Origin of the sequence: Rhizobium sp. P40RR-XXII (assembly GCF_012641405.1) — a bacterium.
In the GTDB taxonomy this organism is placed as follows: domain Bacteria; phylum Pseudomonadota; class Alphaproteobacteria; order Rhizobiales; family Rhizobiaceae; genus Rhizobium.
Map to the genome: position 1 here is coordinate 423,913 of NZ_JABAII010000004.1, position 18,248 is coordinate 442,160.

At 61.0% G+C, this 18,248-nt stretch carries 20 protein-coding genes; 10 read left to right on the top strand and 10 right to left on the bottom strand.

What is annotated here, in order from left to right; translation table 11 throughout:
• The first annotated feature begins 79 nt into the window (after window positions 1-79).
• The 3 genes from cobS (at window position 80) to HGP16_RS10845 (ending at window position 4,196) form a co-directional block, all read left to right on the top strand.
• Window positions 80-1,069 carry a cobaltochelatase subunit CobS gene (gene cobS, locus HGP16_RS10835; protein ID WP_168839996.1) on the top strand — a complete coding sequence of 330 codons (990 nt, stop codon included), beginning with the start codon at window positions 80-82 and terminating at the stop codon, window positions 1,067-1,069.
• A gap of 119 nt (window positions 1,070-1,188) precedes the next feature.
• Window positions 1,189-3,090, top strand: coding sequence for a cobaltochelatase subunit CobT (gene cobT / locus HGP16_RS10840; RefSeq protein ID WP_168839997.1), 1,902 nt, complete (start codon window positions 1,189-1,191; stop codon window positions 3,088-3,090).
• 101 nt (window positions 3,091-3,191) lie between these two features.
• On the top strand, window positions 3,192-4,196 hold the full coding sequence (locus HGP16_RS10845; protein ID WP_312867309.1) for an esterase-like activity of phytase family protein: 1,005 nt from the start codon (window positions 3,192-3,194) through the stop codon (window positions 4,194-4,196).
• 42 nt (window positions 4,197-4,238) lie between these two features.
• Here HGP16_RS10845 and HGP16_RS10850 read toward each other — a convergent pair whose 3' ends face one another.
• Entirely contained in the window at window positions 4,239-4,874 is a 636-nt protein-coding gene (locus HGP16_RS10850; protein ID WP_168839999.1) for a VUT family protein, read from the bottom strand.
• Window positions 4,875-4,991: 117 nt separating this feature from the next.
• On the bottom strand, window positions 4,992-5,291 hold the full coding sequence (gene rpmB / locus HGP16_RS10855) for a 50S ribosomal protein L28 (protein WP_004107717.1): 300 nt from the start codon (window positions 5,289-5,291) through the stop codon (window positions 4,992-4,994).
• Window positions 5,292-5,528: 237 nt separating this feature from the next.
• On the opposite strand from rpmB, the gene HGP16_RS10860 reads away from it, so the two are divergent.
• Both HGP16_RS10860 and HGP16_RS10865 read left to right on the top strand, forming a co-directional pair.
• Complete coding sequence (locus tag HGP16_RS10860; RefSeq protein ID WP_168840000.1) at window positions 5,529-6,305, top strand: DUF3108 domain-containing protein; 777 nt, start codon at window positions 5,529-5,531, stop codon at window positions 6,303-6,305.
• Window positions 6,306-6,446: 141 nt separating this feature from the next.
• Complete coding sequence (locus HGP16_RS10865) at window positions 6,447-7,346, top strand: DMT family transporter (protein WP_168840001.1); 900 nt, start codon at window positions 6,447-6,449, stop codon at window positions 7,344-7,346.
• Window positions 7,347-7,395: 49 nt separating this feature from the next.
• On the opposite strand, the gene HGP16_RS10870 is transcribed toward HGP16_RS10865, so the two are convergent.
• The 4 genes from HGP16_RS10870 to gloB form a co-directional block, all read right to left on the bottom strand.
• Entirely contained in the window at window positions 7,396-7,833 is a 438-nt protein-coding gene (locus tag HGP16_RS10870; RefSeq protein WP_168840002.1) for a VOC family protein, read from the bottom strand.
• A 114-nt stretch (window positions 7,834-7,947) separates the two neighbouring features.
• Window positions 7,948-9,105, bottom strand: coding sequence for an esterase (locus HGP16_RS10875; RefSeq protein WP_168840003.1), 1,158 nt, complete (start codon window positions 9,103-9,105; stop codon window positions 7,948-7,950).
• A 126-nt stretch (window positions 9,106-9,231) separates the two neighbouring features.
• Entirely contained in the window at window positions 9,232-9,657 is a 426-nt protein-coding gene (locus HGP16_RS10880; RefSeq protein WP_168840004.1) for a cupin domain-containing protein, read from the bottom strand.
• A complete protein-coding gene (gene gloB, locus HGP16_RS10885) occupies window positions 9,657-10,427 on the bottom strand; it encodes a hydroxyacylglutathione hydrolase (protein WP_168840005.1) in 771 nt (256 codons plus the stop codon). The genes HGP16_RS10880 and gloB overlap by 1 nt, the downstream gene beginning before the upstream one ends.
• A gap of 53 nt (window positions 10,428-10,480) precedes the next feature.
• Between gloB and HGP16_RS10890 the strand changes: the two genes are divergently transcribed.
• The 4 genes from HGP16_RS10890 (at window position 10,481) to HGP16_RS10905 (ending at window position 13,853) form a co-directional block, all read left to right on the top strand.
• On the top strand, window positions 10,481-11,260 hold the full coding sequence (locus HGP16_RS10890; protein WP_168840006.1) for a class I SAM-dependent methyltransferase: 780 nt from the start codon (window positions 10,481-10,483) through the stop codon (window positions 11,258-11,260).
• 101 nt (window positions 11,261-11,361) lie between these two features.
• On the top strand, window positions 11,362-12,471 hold the full coding sequence (gene hisC / locus HGP16_RS10895) for a histidinol-phosphate transaminase (protein ID WP_168840007.1): 1,110 nt from the start codon (window positions 11,362-11,364) through the stop codon (window positions 12,469-12,471).
• The gene (locus HGP16_RS10900) at window positions 12,468-13,397 is read left to right on the top strand and encodes a prephenate/arogenate dehydrogenase family protein (RefSeq protein WP_168840008.1); all 930 of its coding nucleotides are present in this window, start codon (window positions 12,468-12,470) and stop codon (window positions 13,395-13,397) included. Before hisC ends, HGP16_RS10900 begins: the two co-directional genes overlap by 4 nt.
• A 27-nt stretch (window positions 13,398-13,424) precedes the next feature.
• The gene (locus HGP16_RS10905; protein WP_168840009.1) at window positions 13,425-13,853 is read left to right on the top strand and encodes a GNAT family N-acetyltransferase; all 429 of its coding nucleotides are present in this window, start codon (window positions 13,425-13,427) and stop codon (window positions 13,851-13,853) included.
• Between the two features lie 4 nt (window positions 13,854-13,857).
• Here HGP16_RS10905 and HGP16_RS10910 read toward each other — a convergent pair whose 3' ends face one another.
• The gene (locus tag HGP16_RS10910) at window positions 13,858-14,871 is read right to left on the bottom strand and encodes a DUF2125 domain-containing protein (RefSeq protein WP_168840010.1); all 1,014 of its coding nucleotides are present in this window, start codon (window positions 14,869-14,871) and stop codon (window positions 13,858-13,860) included.
• 11 nt (window positions 14,872-14,882) lie between these two features.
• Between HGP16_RS10910 and HGP16_RS10915 the strand changes: the two genes are divergently transcribed.
• Window positions 14,883-15,455, top strand: a complete 573-nt coding sequence (locus tag HGP16_RS10915) for a gamma-glutamylcyclotransferase (protein ID WP_168840011.1) — start codon at window positions 14,883-14,885, stop codon at window positions 15,453-15,455.
• A 32-nt stretch (window positions 15,456-15,487) separates the two neighbouring features.
• Here HGP16_RS10915 and HGP16_RS10920 read toward each other — a convergent pair whose 3' ends face one another.
• The 3 genes from HGP16_RS10920 to HGP16_RS10930 form a co-directional block, all read right to left on the bottom strand.
• Entirely contained in the window at window positions 15,488-16,291 is an 804-nt protein-coding gene (locus HGP16_RS10920; protein WP_168840012.1) for a 1-acyl-sn-glycerol-3-phosphate acyltransferase, read from the bottom strand.
• Between the two features lie 141 nt (window positions 16,292-16,432).
• The gene (locus tag HGP16_RS10925) at window positions 16,433-17,149 is read right to left on the bottom strand and encodes a YdcF family protein (RefSeq protein WP_168840013.1); all 717 of its coding nucleotides are present in this window, start codon (window positions 17,147-17,149) and stop codon (window positions 16,433-16,435) included.
• 75 nt (window positions 17,150-17,224) lie between these two features.
• Window positions 17,225-18,172, bottom strand: coding sequence for a cell division protein FtsX (locus tag HGP16_RS10930; protein ID WP_168840088.1), 948 nt, complete (start codon window positions 18,170-18,172; stop codon window positions 17,225-17,227).
• Window positions 18,173-18,248: the final 76 nt, after the last annotated feature.

Consider the following 18,248-nt stretch of genomic DNA (forward strand, 5'->3'; position numbering starts at 1 on the left):
GGCAACAAAGCTGCGGCGTTTCGGACAAAACGGCTGAGATTGATATGGCTGGGTGAGAGCCACCCGCCCTGGAGACATGATGAGCAAGATTGACCTTGATATTTCCGAGATCCCCGACACCACCGTTTCGGTCCGTGAGGTTTTCGGCATTGATTCCGACATCCGCGTCCCGGCCTACAGCAAGGGCGGCGCCTACGTGCCCGACCTGGATACGGACTACCTCTTCGACCGCGAGACCACGCTCGCCATTCTCGCGGGCTTCGCTCATAACCGCCGCGTGATGATCTCAGGCTATCACGGCACCGGCAAGTCCTCGCATATCGAGCAGGTCGCCGCGCGCCTCAACTGGCCTTGCGTGCGTATCAACCTCGACAGCCATGTCAGCCGTATCGATCTCGTCGGCAAGGATGCGATCGTCGTCAAGGACGGCCTGCAGGTTACCGAATTCAAGGACGGCATCCTGCCCTGGGCCTATCAGCACAATGTCGCGCTCGTCTTCGACGAATATGATGCCGGCCGTCCGGACGTGATGTTCGTCATCCAGCGCGTCCTGGAATCCTCGGGCCGCCTGACGCTCCTCGACCAGAGCCGCGTCATCCGTCCTCATCCGGCGTTCCGCCTGTTTGCGACCGCCAACACCATCGGCCTCGGCGACACGACCGGCCTCTATCACGGCACGCAGCAGATCAACCAGGCACAGATGGACCGCTGGTCGATCGTGACGACGCTGAACTATCTGCCGCATAACAACGAAGTCGATATCGTGCTGGCGAAGGTGAAGTCCTTCCGCACCGACAAGGGCCGCGATACCGTCTCCAAAATGGTGCGCGTCGCCGACCTGACGCGCGCGGCCTTCATGAACGGCGACCTGTCGACCGTCATGAGCCCGCGTACCGTCATCACCTGGGCTGAGAATGCGGAGATCTTCGGCGATGTCGCCTTTGCCTTCCGCGTCACCTTCCTCAACAAGTGCGACGAGCTGGAGCGGCCGCTGGTCGCCGAGCACTATCAGCGGGCCTTCGGTGTCGAGCTGAAGGAAAGTGCGGCCAACATCGTGCTCGAAGCCTAGAACATTTCCGCTTTTCTTCGAATCGCGAAAACGTTCTATCTTTTTGTTTTGACGCAATTCCGGATAGAAAACTGTTATGCATTTTTCCTGGAATTGCTTTAGGGAAAAGCCGATACATCATGTCAGGTCGCGGAGATAATTCCAAAGCGAAGCCGGGTGCCCCGGTGGACATGGAGCCGTTGCGCCGGGCGATCACCGGCTGCGTCCGCTCGATCGCCGGCGATGCCGAGGTCGAGGTGGCCTTTGCCAATGAACGCCCGGGCATGACGGGCGAGCGCATCCGCTTGCCGGAGCTTTCGAAACGGCCGACAGCGCATGAGCTTGCGGTGACGCGGGGCCTCGGCGATTCGATGGCTTTGCGGCTCGCCTGCCACGATGCCCGCGTCCATGCCGTCATGGCGCCACAAGGTGCCGACGCCCGCAGCATCTTCGATGCTGTCGAGCAGGCGCGCGTCGAATCGATCGGCTCGCTGCGCATGAGCGGCGTTGCCGCCAACATCAATTCGATGAATACGGAGAAATACGCCAAGGCGAATTTCTCCGGCATCGAACGGCGCGAGGATGCGCCGGTCGGCGAAGCCATGGCGATGATCGTGCGCGAGAAGCTGACCGGCCAGAAACCACCGGAAAGCGCCGGCAAGGTGCTCGATCTCTGGCGTCCCTTCATCGAAGAAAAGACCGGCGGCGATCTCGATAGCCTACTCTCGTCCATCAACGATCAGCAGAGTTTCGCCCGCATCGTGCGCAACATGCTGACGGCCATGGAGATGGCCGAGGAATATGGCGACGAGCAATCGGAGCCCGATAGCGACGACCAGCAGAGCGAAGAGGACAAGCCGAACGGCGAGGACCAGGATAACGACGACGTCAAGGAAGACGAAGGTGCCGACGCCGCGCCGGCGGAGGACAGCGAAGCCTCCGACGAGCAGATGGACGACGGCGCGACCGAGGACGGCGGCGAGATTTCCGACGACGATATGAGCGAGGAAGGCGAGGAAGATTCGGAAACGCCGGGTGAGACCCGCCGTCCGAATACGCCCTTCGCCGACTTCAACGAGAAGGTCGATTATCACGTCTATACGGAAGAGTTCGACGAAACCACGACGGCACAGGAGCTGTGCGACGTGGCCGAGCTCGAGCGCCTGCGCGCTTTCCTCGACAAGCAGCTCGCGCATCTGCAGGGTGCTGTGGGACGGCTGGCCAACCGCTTGCAGCGTCGCCTGATGGCGCAGCAGAATCGCTCCTGGGACTTTGATCTGGAGGAGGGCTATCTCGATCCGGCACGCCTGCCGCGCCTGATCATAGACCCGACGCAGGCGCTGTCCTTCAAGATGGAACGCGATACGCAGTTCCGCGATACGGTCGTGACCCTGCTGATCGACAATTCCGGCTCGATGCGCGGCCGTCCGATCACGGTTGCCGCCTCCTGCGCCGACATTCTGGCACGCACGCTGGAGCGCTGCGGCGTCAAGGTCGAGATCCTCGGCTTCACCACCAAGGCCTGGAAGGGCGGACAGGCGCGCGAGAAGTGGCTTGCCGGCGGCAAGCCGCAGACGCCGGGCCGGCTGAACGACCTGCGCCACATCATCTATAAGTCCGCGGACGAGCCTTATAGACGGGCACGCAGCAATCTCGGGCTGATGATGCGCGAAGGCTTGCTCAAGGAGAATATCGATGGCGAGGCGCTGATCTGGGCGCATAACCGCCTGCTTGGACGCCGCGAGCAGCGCCGTATCCTGATGATGATCTCGGACGGTGCTCCGGTCGATGACTCCACGCTGTCGGTCAATCCGGGCAACTATCTGGAGCGGCATCTGCGCGCCGTGATCGATCAGATCGAGACGCGTTCGCCCGTGGAATTGCTGGCGATCGGCATCGGCCACGATGTGACACGCTACTATCGTCGCGCCGTCACCATCGTCGATGCCGACGAGTTGGCTGGAGCGATGACGGAGCAGCTTGCCTCGCTGTTCGAAGATCAGACGAGCATGCCGCGCTCGCGCATGCGCCGCGCCAGCTGAGCCCGCTGCGGCGTCCGGTGGCATCGGCCTTGAGGCCGGTGTCCTTTCCAACCGGTGCCGCCGGTTCCTGGAGCTGGCCGGCTGCTGGAAGATGCGCGTGCGTGATAGCCGTGCTTGCCGGCCTGCTTGCAGGCTGCGGTTCCGCAAATGATCCCGACGAGGCTGGCCCTGCTGCCATTCAGGCAAGGGCAATTTCCACTTTCAGGTCCGGCTCCGATCAATTGCGCTTCGGCGCTCTGGAGTTTCTCGGCGGCCTTGAGCTCAGCTCGGACAATTCGCTTCTCGGCGCCATCTCGGCCATTCGCTTTCGCGCCGACCAACGGCATTTCGTCTCGGTGCTCGATACCGGCCACTGGCTCACCGGCGCCATCGAGCGTGACGAGGCGGGCCGGTTGAAGGGTATCAGCGATGCGCGGATCTCGCCGATCATGGACCGCGACGGCGGCACCGATGCCGGTAAGGGCGAGATGGATGCCGAAGGATTGGCGTTGCGCGGCGATCATGTCCTCGTCAGCTACGAACAGTATCATCGCGTCGATACCTATCCCGATCCCGGTTTCGAGACTTCCCCGCCGGACGGCACCATTCCCATCCTTATTCCAAGGCGGCGGCTGCGCGCCAATCGCAGCCTCGAGGCGCTGATGATCGCGCCACGGTCAAGCCCGCTTGCGGGTGGTGCCGTCATCGTCGCCGAAGACAGTCTGGACGATCAGGGCAATATACTGGCCGCCGTTCTGGATGGGCCGCTCCAGGGCCGCTTTACCGTTCGGCATTATGGCGGCTTCGGCGTCAGCGACGGTGTCTTTTTGCCCGACGGCGATCTATTGCTGCTGGAGCGGCGCTTCGGGCTGATACACGGCCTTGGCGTGCGCATCCGCCGCATTGCGGGTGCGGATATCAAGCCGGGTGCCGTCGTGGACGGCAAGGTGATCTTCGAGGCCGGGACCAGAGATCAGATCGACAATATGGAGGGCATAGACGTCTTCCGTGCCGCCGACGGTTCCCTCCACCTGATCCTGGTTTCGGATGATAATCATTCGATCCTGCAGCGCAGCCTGATGCTGGAATTTCGCCTGCACGACGAAAACCTTCTCAGCCAGAACTGAAGCATGTCGCGCGCCGATGCGGCACGCTTCGAATCATCGCTGTCAGGCGGTGGGCGCCTGCGACATCGGCTTCAGCACATTCATCAGCGCGCCGTAGGGCAGCAGCATGACGAGGCCGACCGTGGTCTTGACCGAGAAATCGCCGATGGCCCAGGAGATCCAGCGCGGCGCCGACGAGGAAAATGCGCCGAGGACCGGAGCCCATTCGATCGCGAAGGGATCGTTCGGTCCGAAGAAAACGAAGAAGGGCGCGAAGGCGAAGGAGAAGAAGATCAGCGTATCGAGCAGTGAGCCGATGAGCGAGCCGAACAGCGGCGCGCGCCACCAGGCCAAGCGGCGAAGGCGGTTGAAGACCGAGATATCGAGCAGCTGGCCGGCGAGATAGGCCGAACCGGAAGCGATCGCGATGCGCGGCTGCGCGGTATAGAACGACAGGGCGACACCAACGACGAAGCCGGCAAGCACCACCTTCCGCGCGGCCTTCGGGCCGAACTGGCGGTTGGTCAGATCGGTGATGAGGAAGGCGACCGGATAGGTGAAGGCACCCCAGGTGAGGATGTCCGCGAGATTGATGCCGGCGAATGTGGCCTGCAGCGGATACTGCACAAGGATGTTGGAGGCGACGACGACCAGCGTCATCAGCAGAACGTAGATAATGGTATAGCGTGCCGTCAGCATTTTTTTATCCTGGGAGATGCCACCAGTTGAAAGAAACCGGACATGGAAAAAGGCTTGTCCGGAGATGATCCGTTCAAGCCTCTTAACCGGTATGAAATCGTGAAGTGCTCGTGCTGCTTAGGCAGCGACTGCAGCTTCAGCGGACTTCTTGACGATCTGGCGACGCAGCAGGCGAGCGCGCATGCTGAGTTCGTTTTCGCTTGCCTTGATAAGGAAAGCGTCCAGACCACCGCGATGCTCGACCGAGCGGAGCGCTGCAGCGGAAACGCGCAGGCGGTAGCGCTGGCCGAGAACGTCGGAGATCAGCGTGACCTGGCAGAGGTTCGGCAGGAACCGACGCTTGGTCTTGTTGTTGGCGTGGCTGACATTGTTGCCCACGAGGACGGCCTTGCCGGTCAATTCGCACATGCGGGACATGGTACACCTACTTTTGTTTTTCTCGGCCATCGGATAGACATCCCGGGCAAAGCCCCGCGCGCAATCCAACAGGCCATAATTGGAAAGTTGCGGTTCTATAGTCAGACAGGCCGGCCGCGTCAAGCCAAACCTTGTCTTTTCCCGCAATTCCGTCAAAAAGCTGCTGTTGTCTGGCGCTCGCAGCAGGCGAGCAAAGCAACTATATAACTTGCCTGATCCTCGTTGAAGGCCTTGATCATGGTTCAAATTCGGAAGTGGCTTCTCATTTCAGCGATCGTTGCGTCGATGCCGTCGATGGCATCGGCCGACGTGCTGCGGCATGAAACGCGCTATCGCGTTTCTTTGGCCGGCCTGCCGATCGCCAGGGCGGATTTCAAAACGGAAGTCACCGGCAAGCAGTTCACCATCCGCGGCGATATCACCTCCGCGGGCCTTGCCGATCTTGTCACCTCCATCGATGCCAGGACGGATGTGACCGGCGTCGTCAACGATACGAAGTTGCAGGCAACGCACTACACGCTCTTCTACAAGAGCGGGAAGAGGGAGCGCACCTACGATGTCGCCTATGCCGGCGGCAACGTGATGTCGAACACGATCACGCCCGAACCGAAACGGCCGGACACCTGGGTTCCCATCACGGAAGGCGACTTGAAATCCGTGCTCGATCCGATTTCAGGCATGATCTTTCCGATCACGCCCAGCCTCAACCTATGCAATCAGACGCTGGCCGTCTTCGACGGCGAGATGCGGATGGATCTGAAGCTGTCGCCGAAAGGATCTCATCCCTTCTCGACGGAGGGCTTCAAGGGCAAGACGGTTGTCTGCGGCGTGCGCTTCACGCCGAAGGGCGGCTACAAGAGCACACGCAAGGACTACCTCTATCTCGCCAAGAGCGACGATATGGAGATCTGGTTTGCCAAGGCCGATACCATGAATGTCTACGCTCCGGTCTATGTCCGCATACCCACACAATACGGAACGGTGACGATTACAGCCGTAAAATACGGCAGCTAGGACGACCAAACGCTTTACGGAAGCGTCTGGTCGGTCTAGCTACTAATTTCTACGCAATTCCGGACGGAAAACCGCCGAACGTTTTTCCTAGAATTGCTTTGGCGGATTGGGGACGTCCGCGACGATGAGCTGGGGGCAGCGATGAAATTTCGTGCGACATTGACGGGCTTCTCGGCCATCGTGATGTGGTCGTTTCTGGCACTTTTGACGGTGGCTTCGGGCAAGATGCAGCCCTTTCAGCTGCTCGCCATCTGCTTTGCCATCGGCAGCATCCCCGGCATCGTCGTGCTCTTGCTGAAGCCGGAACGCCTGCAGCTTCTGCGCCAGCCTGCTAAGGTCTGGATCACAGGCATTGCCGGCCTGTTCGGCTATCATTTCCTCTATTTCACGGCATTGCGCCATGCGCCGGCGGTGGAGGCGGGACTGATTGCCTACCTTTGGCCGCTGCTGATCGTTGTCGGCTCGGCGCTGCTGCCCAGCGAGCGGCTTCGCTGGTATCATATGGTCGGTGCGCTGATGGGGCTGGCGGGTACGGTTCTGATCGTCGGCCGCAACGGTTTTCGTTTCGAAGGCGCCTACGCGGTCGGCTATGGCGCGGCTTTGCTCTGTGCCTTCACCTGGTCCGGCTATTCGCTGATCACGCGCCGCTTCGAAGCCGTTTCCACCGACGTCGTTACTCTATTCTGCTTGGTGACGGCGATTCTTTCCCTTTTCTGCCACCTTGGCCTGGAGGAGACCATCTGGCCGGAGAGCTCGGCGCAGTGGATTGCGATCCTCGGATTGGGCCTCTTTCCCGTCGGCGCGGCCTTCTATGCCTGGGACTACGGCATCAAGAACGGCGATATCCAGATCCTTGGCGCGGCGAGTTATGCCGCACCGTTGCTGTCGACGTTGATCCTGACGCTTTTCGGCTTTGCAGAACCGAGTTGGGGCATTGCGCTTGCCTGCCTGCTCGTGACCGGCGGTGCCGTGCTGGCCGCGCATCGTATGATCCTGCGCCAAGATCGTGCTGAAGGCGCGCAGGCGGAAGCGGCAGAATAGCTCCGTCGCAATCGCTGCCGGTTCCTTCCGCGTTCTCGTCGTATCGCGCTCAGCCGAGTTCTTGGGCGAGTCCGATGAGAAGCCCTTCAGGCCCGCGGATGTAGCAGAGCCGATATGCATCTTTATATTGGACCACTTCGCCCACGAGCTGCGCGCCACGCGTGCGGAGCCTTTCAAGCGTTTCGTCAACGTCGTCAACCGCGAACATGACGCGGAGATAGCCCAGAGCGTTGACCGGGGCATTGCGGTGATCGGCGACGACAGGCGGCGTGAGGAAGCGGGAGAGCTCGAGCCGGCCGTGGCCGTCCGGCGTGCGCATCATGGCAATCTCGACACGCTGATCGCCCAGTCCAGTGATACGCCCGGCCCATTCTCCTTCGATCGTGGCCCGCCCTTCGAGCTCGAGGCCAAGTTCGCGAAAGAAATCGATCGTCCCTTCGAGGTCTTCGACGACGATTCCGACGTTGTCCATCCGCTTGAGTGCCATGTTTCCAATCCCCGAGGTGGTGTCTAAGGCGTGTCGCGATCGTTCAGATTCGCTGGTTGCGATTTAGAGCGGTTCAGCTTTTCACGGAATCGCTGAACCGCTCAAATCTGGAGGTTATTTCCTGAAGACCTTTTCCAGAAAGGCCACGAGCGAGGGCCGCCAGACATCCATTTCGTGCTGGAGGTCTGGATATTCGTGATACTCGTGCTTGATCTTCTTCTCTTCGAGCGTCGCCTTGAGGCCGGCGACATCCTTGCCGACCACCTGGTCCTTGCTGCCGACCGTTACGGTGAAGTTGTGCAAGGCCTTGTTGATCTTCTCCGGCTCGTTCAGCACCGCATCGACCGCCTTGTTCGGAACGGTGGTCGTGCTGACGCCGCTGAAGGTCGCGACCCAGCCGAAGGTGTCAAGATGAGAAAGGCCTGATACGAGAGCCTGATATCCGCCCTGTGACAGGCCGGCAACGGCCCGGCCTTCGGTGTCGTTCCGCACCCGGTAATGCTTTTTCATGTACGGAATGAGGTCTTCGGTCAGTTCGCGGTCGGCCGCCTCGGCATTCGCCGGATAGAAATTCGCGCGGCGATCGGCGGCGGGGAAGTTCTCGGCGATTGCATTCGACACGTCGGTTTCCGTATCGGGGATGACGACGATCATCGGCTCGATCTTCTTCTCGGCAAGCAGATTGTCGAGGATCTGCGGTGCGCGGCCCTGAAGAACCCAGGAACCTACCGTATCGCCGAAGCCGTGATAGAGGTAGAGCACGGGCAGCGGCTTGGAGGAATCGGTATAGCCGGGCGGCGTGTAGACATACATCTGCCGTTCCGAATCCAGCGCCTTGGAATGCAGGGTCACCAGCCGCAGGTCGCCATGCGGCACTTTGCGGATATCGAGAATGCTGCCGGGCACCAGGATCAGGCTGGTATTGACCTGCCGCTGCGGCTTCGGCGCATTGGTGCCGGTATCGATGCTGCGGAAACCGTCGACGTTGAAATAATACTCATAGAGATCGGGCTTCAGCACCTCGGACTTAACGCTAAAAGTACCATCGTCGCCGCGTTGCATGGCAATCGGATCATGTGAGCCGAGGACGACGGAGACGGCCTTTGCGGAGGGTGCATAAAGGCGGAAGGTGATCGAGCCGTCCTTTTCGACCGAGGTCACGAAGTTTTTCAGGGGCTGGCCGGCCGGCGGCGAAGCCGGCGCATCGAGGGCAAGGGCGGGGACGCTCATGATGCAGCCTGCCGCGACGAGCAAAGGAAACAATAAACGCACGAAAAAACCTCCTCCAGTTGAATCAATATTCTCTCTCCCGGTGTAAAGCTGACACAGCGCGACGCTTTTTCAAGGCTGCCGCTCCGCGCCGTCTCCCGCGTGATGTCAATGAAACGTAAAGGAGGTTCAACTCGAGGCGGGTTTCCAGTCGGGAGGGGCCATCTCGAAACTTGAAAATTCGAAGCCGGGTGCGACCGTGCAGCCGACAAGCGTGAATTGCCCGAGGCTTTCGGCCGATTGCCACCAGTTGGCCGGAATGATCGCCTGCGGGCGCTCGCCCTTTGCCAGGTCGATGCCGAGAAGGAGCCTTTCGCTGGTCTTGCCGTCGGCCGAGCGATGCAGGGCGAGCGGTGCGCCGGCATAGTAGTGCCAGACCTCGGCCGCATCATGCACCCGATGCCAATGCGAGCGTTCGCCGGCCTCAAGCAGATAGTAGATCGCGGTGGAGTGGCCGCGCGCGCCGCCGTTCTCGTCGCGAAAAGTCTGCACGTACCAGCCGCCTTCCGGATGCCGCTGCATGGAAAGCGTTTCGATGATCTCTTTTGCCTGCATCAGAAATTGTCCTTGCGCTTGCGGATTTCGGCAAAGACCTCGTCGTTGCTGCGGCTTTCCATCAAAAGGTGGCGGCGGATCGCGGGATCGGCGGCACGCAGGAACGGGTTCGTTTCCTTCTCCAATGCCAGCGTCGTCGGAATGGTGAACTTGCCTTCCGCCCTCAACGCCTCGATATCGGTTACACGTCTCTTCAGCCGCTCGTTGGTGGGGTCGATGGTCAGCGCGAAGCGGGCATTGGAGAGCGTATATTCATGGCCGAAATAGACGGCTGTTTCGTCCGGCAGAACCGCAAGCTTCTGCAGGGAGGCCCACATATCCATTGCCGGCCGTTCGAACAGGCGGCCGCAACCCAGCGCAAACAGCGTGTCGGCGGCAAAGAGCAGCTTGTCGTCGGCAAAGTGATAGCAGACATGGCCGGCGGTGTGGCCGGGGGTTTCGATGACATTGACCGTGTGGCCGGCGAACTCGAACGTATCGCCGTCGGCGACGGCGCGATCGAGGCCGGGAATGGCGACGGCCTCGTTGATCGGACCGATGATCTCGCAGCCGAACTGCTCCTTCAGCGCCAGATTGCCCTCGACGTGATCGGTGTGATGATGGGTCGTCAGAATATGGCTGATCGTCCAGCCGCGCCGCTCGGCCGCCTTCAGGATCGCATTCGCCTCCGGAGCGTCGATCGATGCCGTCAATCCGGTTTCGGGATCGTGGACCAAGACACCGTAATTGTCGGAACGGCAGATAAATATCTCTAATTCCAATGGTTTCATGATCAAAATCGTCCTCGTCTTTTCCGTTAGTAAAGAATGTAAGCCGATCGGCCTTGAAGTCCAACGTTCGGCTGATAACATTTGTTTCGATGCATACCGATATCGTTGATCTCCGCCAGTTTTATCATTCCGAGCTCGGTCGCTTGGCGGAGCAGTCGATTGCCATGGCGCTTTCCTCCATCTGGTCGCGTATGCCGGAGGAACGGCTTGTCGGTCTCGGCTATGCCGTCCCCTACCTCGATCGTTTCCGCGCCGATACCGAGCGCACCTTTGCCTTCATGCCGGCGGGGCAGGGCGCGGTGAACTGGCCGATGGGATCGGCATCATCGACGGCGCTGATCTTCGACGAAGAACTTCCATTGCCCGATAGTTCGATCGACCGCGTATTGATGGTGCATTCGCTGGAATTCGCCGAAAGCCCGCGCGAAACCTTGAAGGAGCTTTGGCGGGTACTGGCGCCGGGCGGGCGGCTTGTGATTGCCGTGCCGAACCGCCGTGGCGTCTGGGCACGAATGGAGCACACGCCGTTCGGCTCCGGCCGGCCCTATTCGCGCGGCCAGCTCACGTCGCTGCTGCGCGAAACCAATTTCACACCGGGTGCGACGGCCGAGGCGCTGTTCTTCCCGCCCTCCAAGCTTCGCGCGGTGCTGCGGTTGCGCCGCGCTTTCGAGCGGGTCGGCCGTGCCCTTTGGCCCGCTTTCTCCGGCGTCATCATCGTCGAGGCGCAGAAGCGACTCTATCAGGGACTGCCGGTTGCCGTTCGCGCTTCGCGCCGTGTCTTCGTGCCGGTGCTTGCGCCACGCGGCATACCGACGACGCGCGACGGTCCGTGACGCTTTCGCCGTAGCGTCACACTCGACAAATTTGTCAATCCGCATTAATGCGACGGGGTGTCATAAACCGGAATTTTCCGGTCTTTCCCAAGGTCGATCCCATGAGCATGGAAATGAGCAAGCCCGTCCCGCGTCCCGGCACTCTCGATATCGCTGCCTATGTGCCGGGCAAGGAGCATGCGCCGGGCGTTGCGCGCGTGTTCAAGCTCTCCTCCAACGAGACGCCGCTTGGCGCCAGCCCGAAGGCCATCGAAGCCTTCCGCGGTGCTGCCGGGCATCTGGAGCGCTATCCCGACGGGCAGGCCAAGGAGCTGCGCCAGGCGATCGCCGACGTCCACGGGCTGAATGTGGCCAATATTCTCTGCGGCAACGGCTCCGACGAATTGCTCAGCCTGCTCTGCCACACCTATCTCGGGGCAGGCGATGAAGGCGTTATCACAGAGCACGGTTTCCTGGTCTACAAGATCCAGATCATGGCCGCCGGCGCGACGCCGGTGACGGTCAAGGAGAAGGATTGCACCGTCGATGTCGACGCTATCCTTGCGGCCGTCACGCAGAAGACCAAGATGGTCTTCGTCGCCAATCCGGGCAACCCGACCGGCACCTACGTCCCTGTCAGCGAGATCCGCCGCCTGCAGGCGAGCCTGCCGAAGCATGTCATCCTCGTGCTCGACGCCGCCTATGCCGAATATGTCCGCCGCAACGACTATGAGGCGGGTCTCGAGCTCGTTTCGGCCAACCAGAATGTCGTCATGACCCGTACCTTCTCGAAGATCTATGGCCTGGCCGCGCTTCGTATCGGCTGGATGTACGGGCCTGTCGATATCGTGGATGCTCTCAACCGGGTGCGCATGCCGTTCAACATCAGTGCCGCCGCCATCGCCGCGGGTGCGGCCGCCATCCGTGACCAGGCTTTCACCGAGAAGGCCGTCGCGCATAACACGCTGTGGCTCGAAAAGATGACGGCGGCACTCGAGGCCCTCGGCCTCAAGGTGACTCCGTCGGTTGCGAATTTCGTTCTGATCCATTTCCCCGACAGCGACGGCAAGCGCGCTGTGGAGGCCGATGATTTCCTCACGAGCCGCGGTTACATCGTCCGGGCCGTGCGCGCCTATGGCTTTCCGAATTCTCTGCGCATGAGCATCGGTACCGAAGAGGCCAATCTCGGCGTTATCGATACTCTGACCGAATTTATGGGACGCAAGGTATGAGCACGATCCAGTTCGACCGCATCGCGCTGATCGGCATCGGCCTGATCGGTTCTTCCATCGCCTATGACATCAAGCGGCTGGGCCTTGCCAAGGAAGTGGTGATTTCAACGCGCAGCGCCGAGACACTGAAGCGCGCCCAGGAACTGAAGCTTGGTGATCGCTATACGCCGTCCTCGGCCGAGGCGGCCAAGAAGGCGGATCTCGTCATCGTCTCCGTGCCTGTCGGAGCCTCGGAGAGCGTTGCCAAGGAAATCGCTGCGCATCTGAAGCCGGGCGCCATCGTCACCGATGTCGGCTCGACCAAGGCTTCGGTCATCGCGCAGATGCAGCCGCATATGCCCTCCAACGTGCATTTCATTCCGGGCCATCCGTTGGCAGGTACGGAGAAATCCGGGCCGGATGCGGGTTTCCCGGGGCTGTTCAAGGGACGCTGGTGCATCTTCACGCCGGTTCCCGGTACTGACGAAGCCGCGATCAGGACACTTCGCACCTTTTGGGAAACGCTGGGCTCACGCGTCGACGAGATGGATCCGGAGCATCATGACAAGGTGCTGGCGATCGTCTCGCACCTGCCGCATCTGATTGCCTACAACATCGTCGGAACCGCCGACGATCTGGAGACGGTGACCGAATCGGAAGTCATCAAATATTCGGCTTCCGGCTTTCGCGACTTCACGCGCCTTGCCGCGTCCGATCCGACCATGTGGCGCGACGTCTGCCTGCACAATCGTGATGCCATCCTGGAAATGCTGTCGCGCTTCTCGGAGGATCTGGCATCGCTGCAGCGCGCCATCCGGTGGGGGGACGGCGACAAGATCTTCGAACTTTTCACCCGTACGCGCGCCATTCGCCGTTCGATCGTCGAAGCCGGCCAGGATGTCGACGTGCCGGATTTCGGCCGTCATGCGCTGGATGCGAAGGAATAGGCATCCAGACGCAAGGGAGGGGCGTTCATGATCGTCAGACGCGGGCGCTCCGAAGATTTGCCCTGGCTCTTTGAGCATGATGACGCGAGCGAGGCTTGGATCAAGCGTTGCATTGAGTTTGGCGAATATTTTGTCGCCGTGCAGAATGGCGAGCTTGTCGGCTTCCTGCGCTTCAGCCGTTTCTGGGGCAAGATACCCTATATGGATATGATCCGCGTGCTGCCGTCATACCGACGCGAGGGCGTTGGAACGGCTCTGTTCCATGCCTGGGAAAGCGCCATGATCGAAGAGGGCGCCCAGCATTTGATGACCTCAAGCGAATGGGCGGAAGCTGAACCGCAGGCGTGGCATCGCCGCAACGGCTTCAAGGCAGTGGGCAGCATCGACCTTCGCATCGTCCAGCCGAGCCCGGAGATATTCTTTGTGAAGGATATCTCCGGCGCAGGTAAGGGATAGCGCCTCAGATCGGCGGAATCTTGCCGAGCGGAATGAAGCCGCTGAGCGAGAGGCGGCCGCGATCGGCGGTGAGATCAACGGAGACCTTGTCGGCACCGTTGGCAAGCGCCTTCAGCATCTTCGTCGCCGTCTTGATGATGTTCTTGGCAGCGGGGAGCGCCGCGGTCAGGCTATCGCCCCACGGGCCGATCTGATTGATCTCCAGCTTGAACTGGCCGGACAGGAAGCCTTCGTCGTCGAAATTGAAGGGGCCTGAAAGCGTCATGATGCGGCCGTCGCCAATATCGATGACCGCCTGATGCAGCACGCCCGCAGTGCCGCGAAGCCCCTCCCGGTCGCTGCCGTCGAGCAGGCCGGCCTTACCTGATAGCGTCACGTTGGCGCTCGTCGATGCGGTCGGCAGGGTCTGCGGAAAGTCCTTGATGACGGCATTGGCGTTTTCGACGCCGATGGCGAAATCCAGATCGCCGCCGTTCTGGCTGGCATGCATCTCGGTATGGGCGGCGGTGACATTCACGCTCTGCCCGGTGAAGGAGGAGACGATACCGGCCTTCAACCCTTCGATGACGGTCTGGGTTTGCCCGACGCCGCGGCCTTTGGCGACGAGGTTCGATTGCAGGTCGGTCCATTCCGCCGAAACGGTCAGGCCGGCGGTCGTGCGCAATTCGGCGGGAGATTTCAGGCTCCAGCTGACATGGTTGGGCTGGAAGACCGGTCCCGATGCGCTGAGCGCATGGAAATTGGCCGAAACGCCCCGCGTCTGATTGTCGACCGTCACCGTGTCGCAGGTCAGACCGATGGAGAAGGGGAAGCCGTTGAAGGCCATGTTTTCGCATTTGCCGGCAACGCCGGCGCTGTTCTGTTGGCCGAGCGCCTTCAGGACATTGGCCCTGACGAAACCGGTCGCATAGTACCAGCCGCCGGTGTAGAGGCCGGCCAGCACCACCACCAGCCCCAGCAGGATAAGCCACAGACGCTTGCCTCGACCGGTCGTTACGCTCTGGCTTGACGCTGCCATGTTGTTCTCCAATGGTTGGACTGAAGCTTCACAGTGATTTGGCGTTGGATATGGACGAATTTTGGGTGTTTGGCTACGGATCCCTCATGTGGAATCCGGGCTTTGGTTATGACGCGCGGGCCGAGGCCCTTATTTTCGGTTATCGTCGCTCGCTCTGCGTCCGTTCCTGGGTCCATCGCGGCACAGAGGCGAGCCCCGGCCTGGTCCTCGGCCTCGATCGCGGCGGTTCCTGCCGCGGCATGGCCTTCCGTGTCCCGACCTCTGATTGGGACGAGGTGCTGGCCTATCTGCGCGAGCGCGAACTCGTCACCAACGTCTATCTCGAAAAGACGCTGCCGATCCGGCTCGCCGACGGACGGCGCGTCATCGCCGTCACCTATGTCGTCGACCGCGCGCACAGGCAATATGCCGGCGCATTGGATGCGGTCGAGGCGGCCCATGTGGTGGAAGCCGCCAGCGGGCGCTCCGGGCCGAACGATGCCTATGTCTTCAATACGCTGACGCATCTGCGCGACATGGGCATCCGCGATCACTGGCTTGAACATGTCGTTGCGGAAGTGGAGCGGATGCGAAAAGCTTCCTAGCCATGTCTTCCCTCGCGAGCCATCGCGGTAGCTCAAACCGCTGCGGTCACCTGCTTTGCCTTGCCGAGTTCCGCCAGGCGCTGGGCCGCGGTTGGCGGAATGGGGAGATGCGGGTTTTCGGCGATCGTTTCGACCAGCAGTTCGTCGCTCGCCTTTTCAGTTTCTTCCATCAAACGCGCGAAAAAGGCATCCGGATCCAATCCGGGCTCGATCGGCGGCAGGATGCGCACCTTGAAGTGGCCCGGATATTTGCGGAAGGTCCGGCGCGGCCAGAACAGGCCGGGATGCATGGCAACGGCGACGACGGGTATTCCAAGGTCGCGATACATGCGGGCGATGCCGTATTTGTAGACGGGCTCGGCGCCCGGCGCCCGGCGGGTTCCCTCGGGATAGATGATGAGCTGGCGGCCGGTGGCGAGCTCTTCACGGGTGCGCTTCAAGACGTCGAACATCACCTTGCCGCGCGCGCTGCGATCCACCGGGATCATGCGCTGCTTCTTCGCATACCAGCCGAAGAGCGGAATCCACATCAGCTCGCGCTTCAGGATATAGACCGGATCGTCGAGATAGGGCAGCAGCGCAAAGGTATCCCAGAAGGACTGGTGCTTGGGCGCAAAGATATAGCTGCCCTTCGGAATGTTCTCCAGGCCCTCGATCTCGAAGGTGGTGCCGACGATCTTTTCCATCAGCCATGTGCTCGATTGCGCCCATGCCTTGGGAATTGCGTAGGCCGCCTTGCGCGGCATCAGGAAATAGAACGGCGTCAGCACGATCATGCGAATGATCAGATTGGCATAGAAGACGGTATTGAACAGGACCGAACGCAAGATAATCATCGAGGCTTTCCCAGCGCACCGGCTTGGCACCGGCATTCGAAGGTCTGCCTACACGATTACGGCGTCAATAAAAAGTCGGTGCTTAGTTTCGCGCCTTAAAGCGTGTTGCGATCTTTCAGGCGGGTCTGACTGATCCAGACCTTAGTCGTCGTCATCGAGCGGTTGGCGTGACCGCAAGCCGACCGGGCGTCCGAGGCCCGTGATGTTGCGGGCTCCGGCGAGCAGCACCTTGGCATATTCGGCGATCATCGTGCGCAGCGCATTCGGATCCGTGAACCAGTTCTTGGTCTTGAGATCGGAGTTGACCACCGGATAGGCGATGAAATCGGTCGACGGATCGACATATTTCAGCTCCGCGAGGCTGCGCGGCATGTGGTAGTTGTTCGTCACCACAAGAACGCTTTTATAACCCCTGGCATGAATCCATTTTGCCGCTTCGCGCGCATTGCCGATGGTATCGAGGGCATCATAGCCGATATCGACGCAGCAGTTGAACAGGTTGACGGAGCTTTGCGTCAGCTTGCGGATCTGCGACGGCGTCGTGGTCGGATGCGCGCCCGATATCAGCAGCCGGTTGCCCGCGCCGGTGCGCAGCAATTCCACGGCCTGATCGATCCGTTGATAGCCGCCGGTCAGCACGACGATGGCATCGGCCTTCGGATCCGGCGGCGGCCTCAGGGTGGTGATCGAATCGGCGAAATGCAGGAACCCGCCGAAAACGATGGCGACGAGGAAAATGAAAGCAAAGCCGCCCCAGCGTAGGAGACGGCGAACCAAGCTGCGTCGCACAGGCCTACCGCTGCGGGATTGCTCCTGCAACGGCTGCGAACTCACGGTCTTGCGAGTCGTCAGATCCATGCTCATGATTCGGTACTATACGCCAATTGCGGCAAGGAACGGGCTGGCGAATGGTAAAAAAACACCGCCAAAGCGTCAATTCTGGACACTATCCGTCCTTCCGGGGTCGGAACGGATCAAATCGATTTCGTAGATCGTGCGCATGACGGTGAAACGTGCGGTCAGCGTCGTCAGCAATGCGATGATGATCATGGTGGCGAGAATGCCGATGTAGCCAAGCGCACCGACGGAGAACGTCCCGAAAAGCGCGGTCGCCTGATCGGTCTGCGGCGTGGCTATGGTATGGCTCTGCAGGAGGCCGGCGGTGGCAAAGAACAGGGCGGCGAGCGCGCTGCCGGCCGCAGACCCTTTCAGGCTGATCTTCAGGAAATGCTTCTGGAATTCGTTGGCGACGAAGGTGCTTTCGGCGCCGACGAAATGCAGCACTTCGACGATGTGGCGATTGCCTGACAGCGCGCCGCGCGTGGCGAAGACCACCGTCAGCACCATGGCGGTGAAGACCAGCAGCAGAACGCCAGTGCCGATGAGGACGGTCGTATGCGCCATGGACACCAGCCGGTCGACCCAGGTGCGATGGTCATCCAGAGTCGCCTGCGGGATCTGTGCCTTGAGCAGGCTGCGCATCGCCTCGAAATCAGGAGGATGCGTCTCGTCGATGGTGATGATGACGAGGCGTGGAACGGGCAGTTCCTTGATATCGAGACCGGCGCCGAGCCACGGCTCGAGTAGGCGCGCCGTTGCCGCCTCGTCGACGATCTGGCCAGACTTCGTGCCGACGAAGCTCAGCGCGATATCGCGGGCGTTTGCTAGCGTCTTTTCCATGTCGAGATTGTCGTCCGGCTTGATCTGGATGGTGATCTCGCGGGAAATCTGGCTCTCCCAGCTTGCCGCCGTCGAGCGCACCATGCTGACGGCGCCGAGCGTCAGGCAGGCAAGAAAGGCCATAATGGCGATGACAACGATCAGCGCGTTGCCCTGAATATTGGAGGACGGCACGATCGGTCCGGTCGGGCGCACGCGCATCTCCGGACGCTTGCGTTCCACAGGCGGTGTGCCGGGCGCTTGCCGCGTCTGCGGAGCGCTGGTGCCTTGCGCTTTT

What these genes read in the sequence shown, in the direction of transcription:
- cobS (WP_168839996.1), top strand. Translation starts at nt 80, where the DNA reads ATGAGCAAGATTGACCTTGATATTTCCGAGATCCCCGACACCACCGTT.
- cobT (WP_168839997.1), top strand. Translation starts at nt 1,189, where the DNA reads ATGTCAGGTCGCGGAGATAATTCCAAAGCGAAGCCGGGTGCCCCGGTG.
- HGP16_RS10850 (WP_168839999.1), bottom strand. Translation starts at nt 4,874, where the DNA reads ATGCTGACGGCACGCTATACCATTATCTACGTTCTGCTGATGACGCTG.
- rpmB (WP_004107717.1), bottom strand. Translation starts at nt 5,291, where the DNA reads ATGTCCCGCATGTGCGAATTGACCGGCAAGGCCGTCCTCGTGGGCAAC.
- HGP16_RS10860 (WP_168840000.1), top strand. Translation starts at nt 5,529, where the DNA reads ATGGTTCAAATTCGGAAGTGGCTTCTCATTTCAGCGATCGTTGCGTCG.
- HGP16_RS10865 (WP_168840001.1), top strand. Translation starts at nt 6,447, where the DNA reads ATGAAATTTCGTGCGACATTGACGGGCTTCTCGGCCATCGTGATGTGG.
- HGP16_RS10870 (WP_168840002.1), bottom strand. Translation starts at nt 7,833, where the DNA reads ATGGCACTCAAGCGGATGGACAACGTCGGAATCGTCGTCGAAGACCTC.
- HGP16_RS10880 (WP_168840004.1), bottom strand. Translation starts at nt 9,657, where the DNA reads ATGCAGGCAAAAGAGATCATCGAAACGCTTTCCATGCAGCGGCATCCG.
- gloB (WP_168840005.1), bottom strand. Translation starts at nt 10,427, where the DNA reads ATGAAACCATTGGAATTAGAGATATTTATCTGCCGTTCCGACAATTAC.
- hisC (WP_168840007.1), top strand. Translation starts at nt 11,362, where the DNA reads ATGAGCATGGAAATGAGCAAGCCCGTCCCGCGTCCCGGCACTCTCGAT.
- HGP16_RS10900 (WP_168840008.1), top strand. Translation starts at nt 12,468, where the DNA reads ATGAGCACGATCCAGTTCGACCGCATCGCGCTGATCGGCATCGGCCTG.
- HGP16_RS10905 (WP_168840009.1), top strand. Translation starts at nt 13,425, where the DNA reads ATGATCGTCAGACGCGGGCGCTCCGAAGATTTGCCCTGGCTCTTTGAG.
- HGP16_RS10910 (WP_168840010.1), bottom strand. Translation starts at nt 14,871, where the DNA reads ATGGCAGCGTCAAGCCAGAGCGTAACGACCGGTCGAGGCAAGCGTCTG.
- HGP16_RS10915 (WP_168840011.1), top strand. Translation starts at nt 14,883, where the DNA reads ATGGTTGGACTGAAGCTTCACAGTGATTTGGCGTTGGATATGGACGAA.
- HGP16_RS10920 (WP_168840012.1), bottom strand. Translation starts at nt 16,291, where the DNA reads ATGATTATCTTGCGTTCGGTCCTGTTCAATACCGTCTTCTATGCCAAT.
- HGP16_RS10925 (WP_168840013.1), bottom strand. Translation starts at nt 17,149, where the DNA reads ATGGATCTGACGACTCGCAAGACCGTGAGTTCGCAGCCGTTGCAGGAG.
- HGP16_RS10930 (WP_168840088.1), bottom strand. Translation starts at nt 18,172, where the DNA reads ATGCGCGTGCGCCCGACCGGACCGATCGTGCCGTCCTCCAATATTCAG.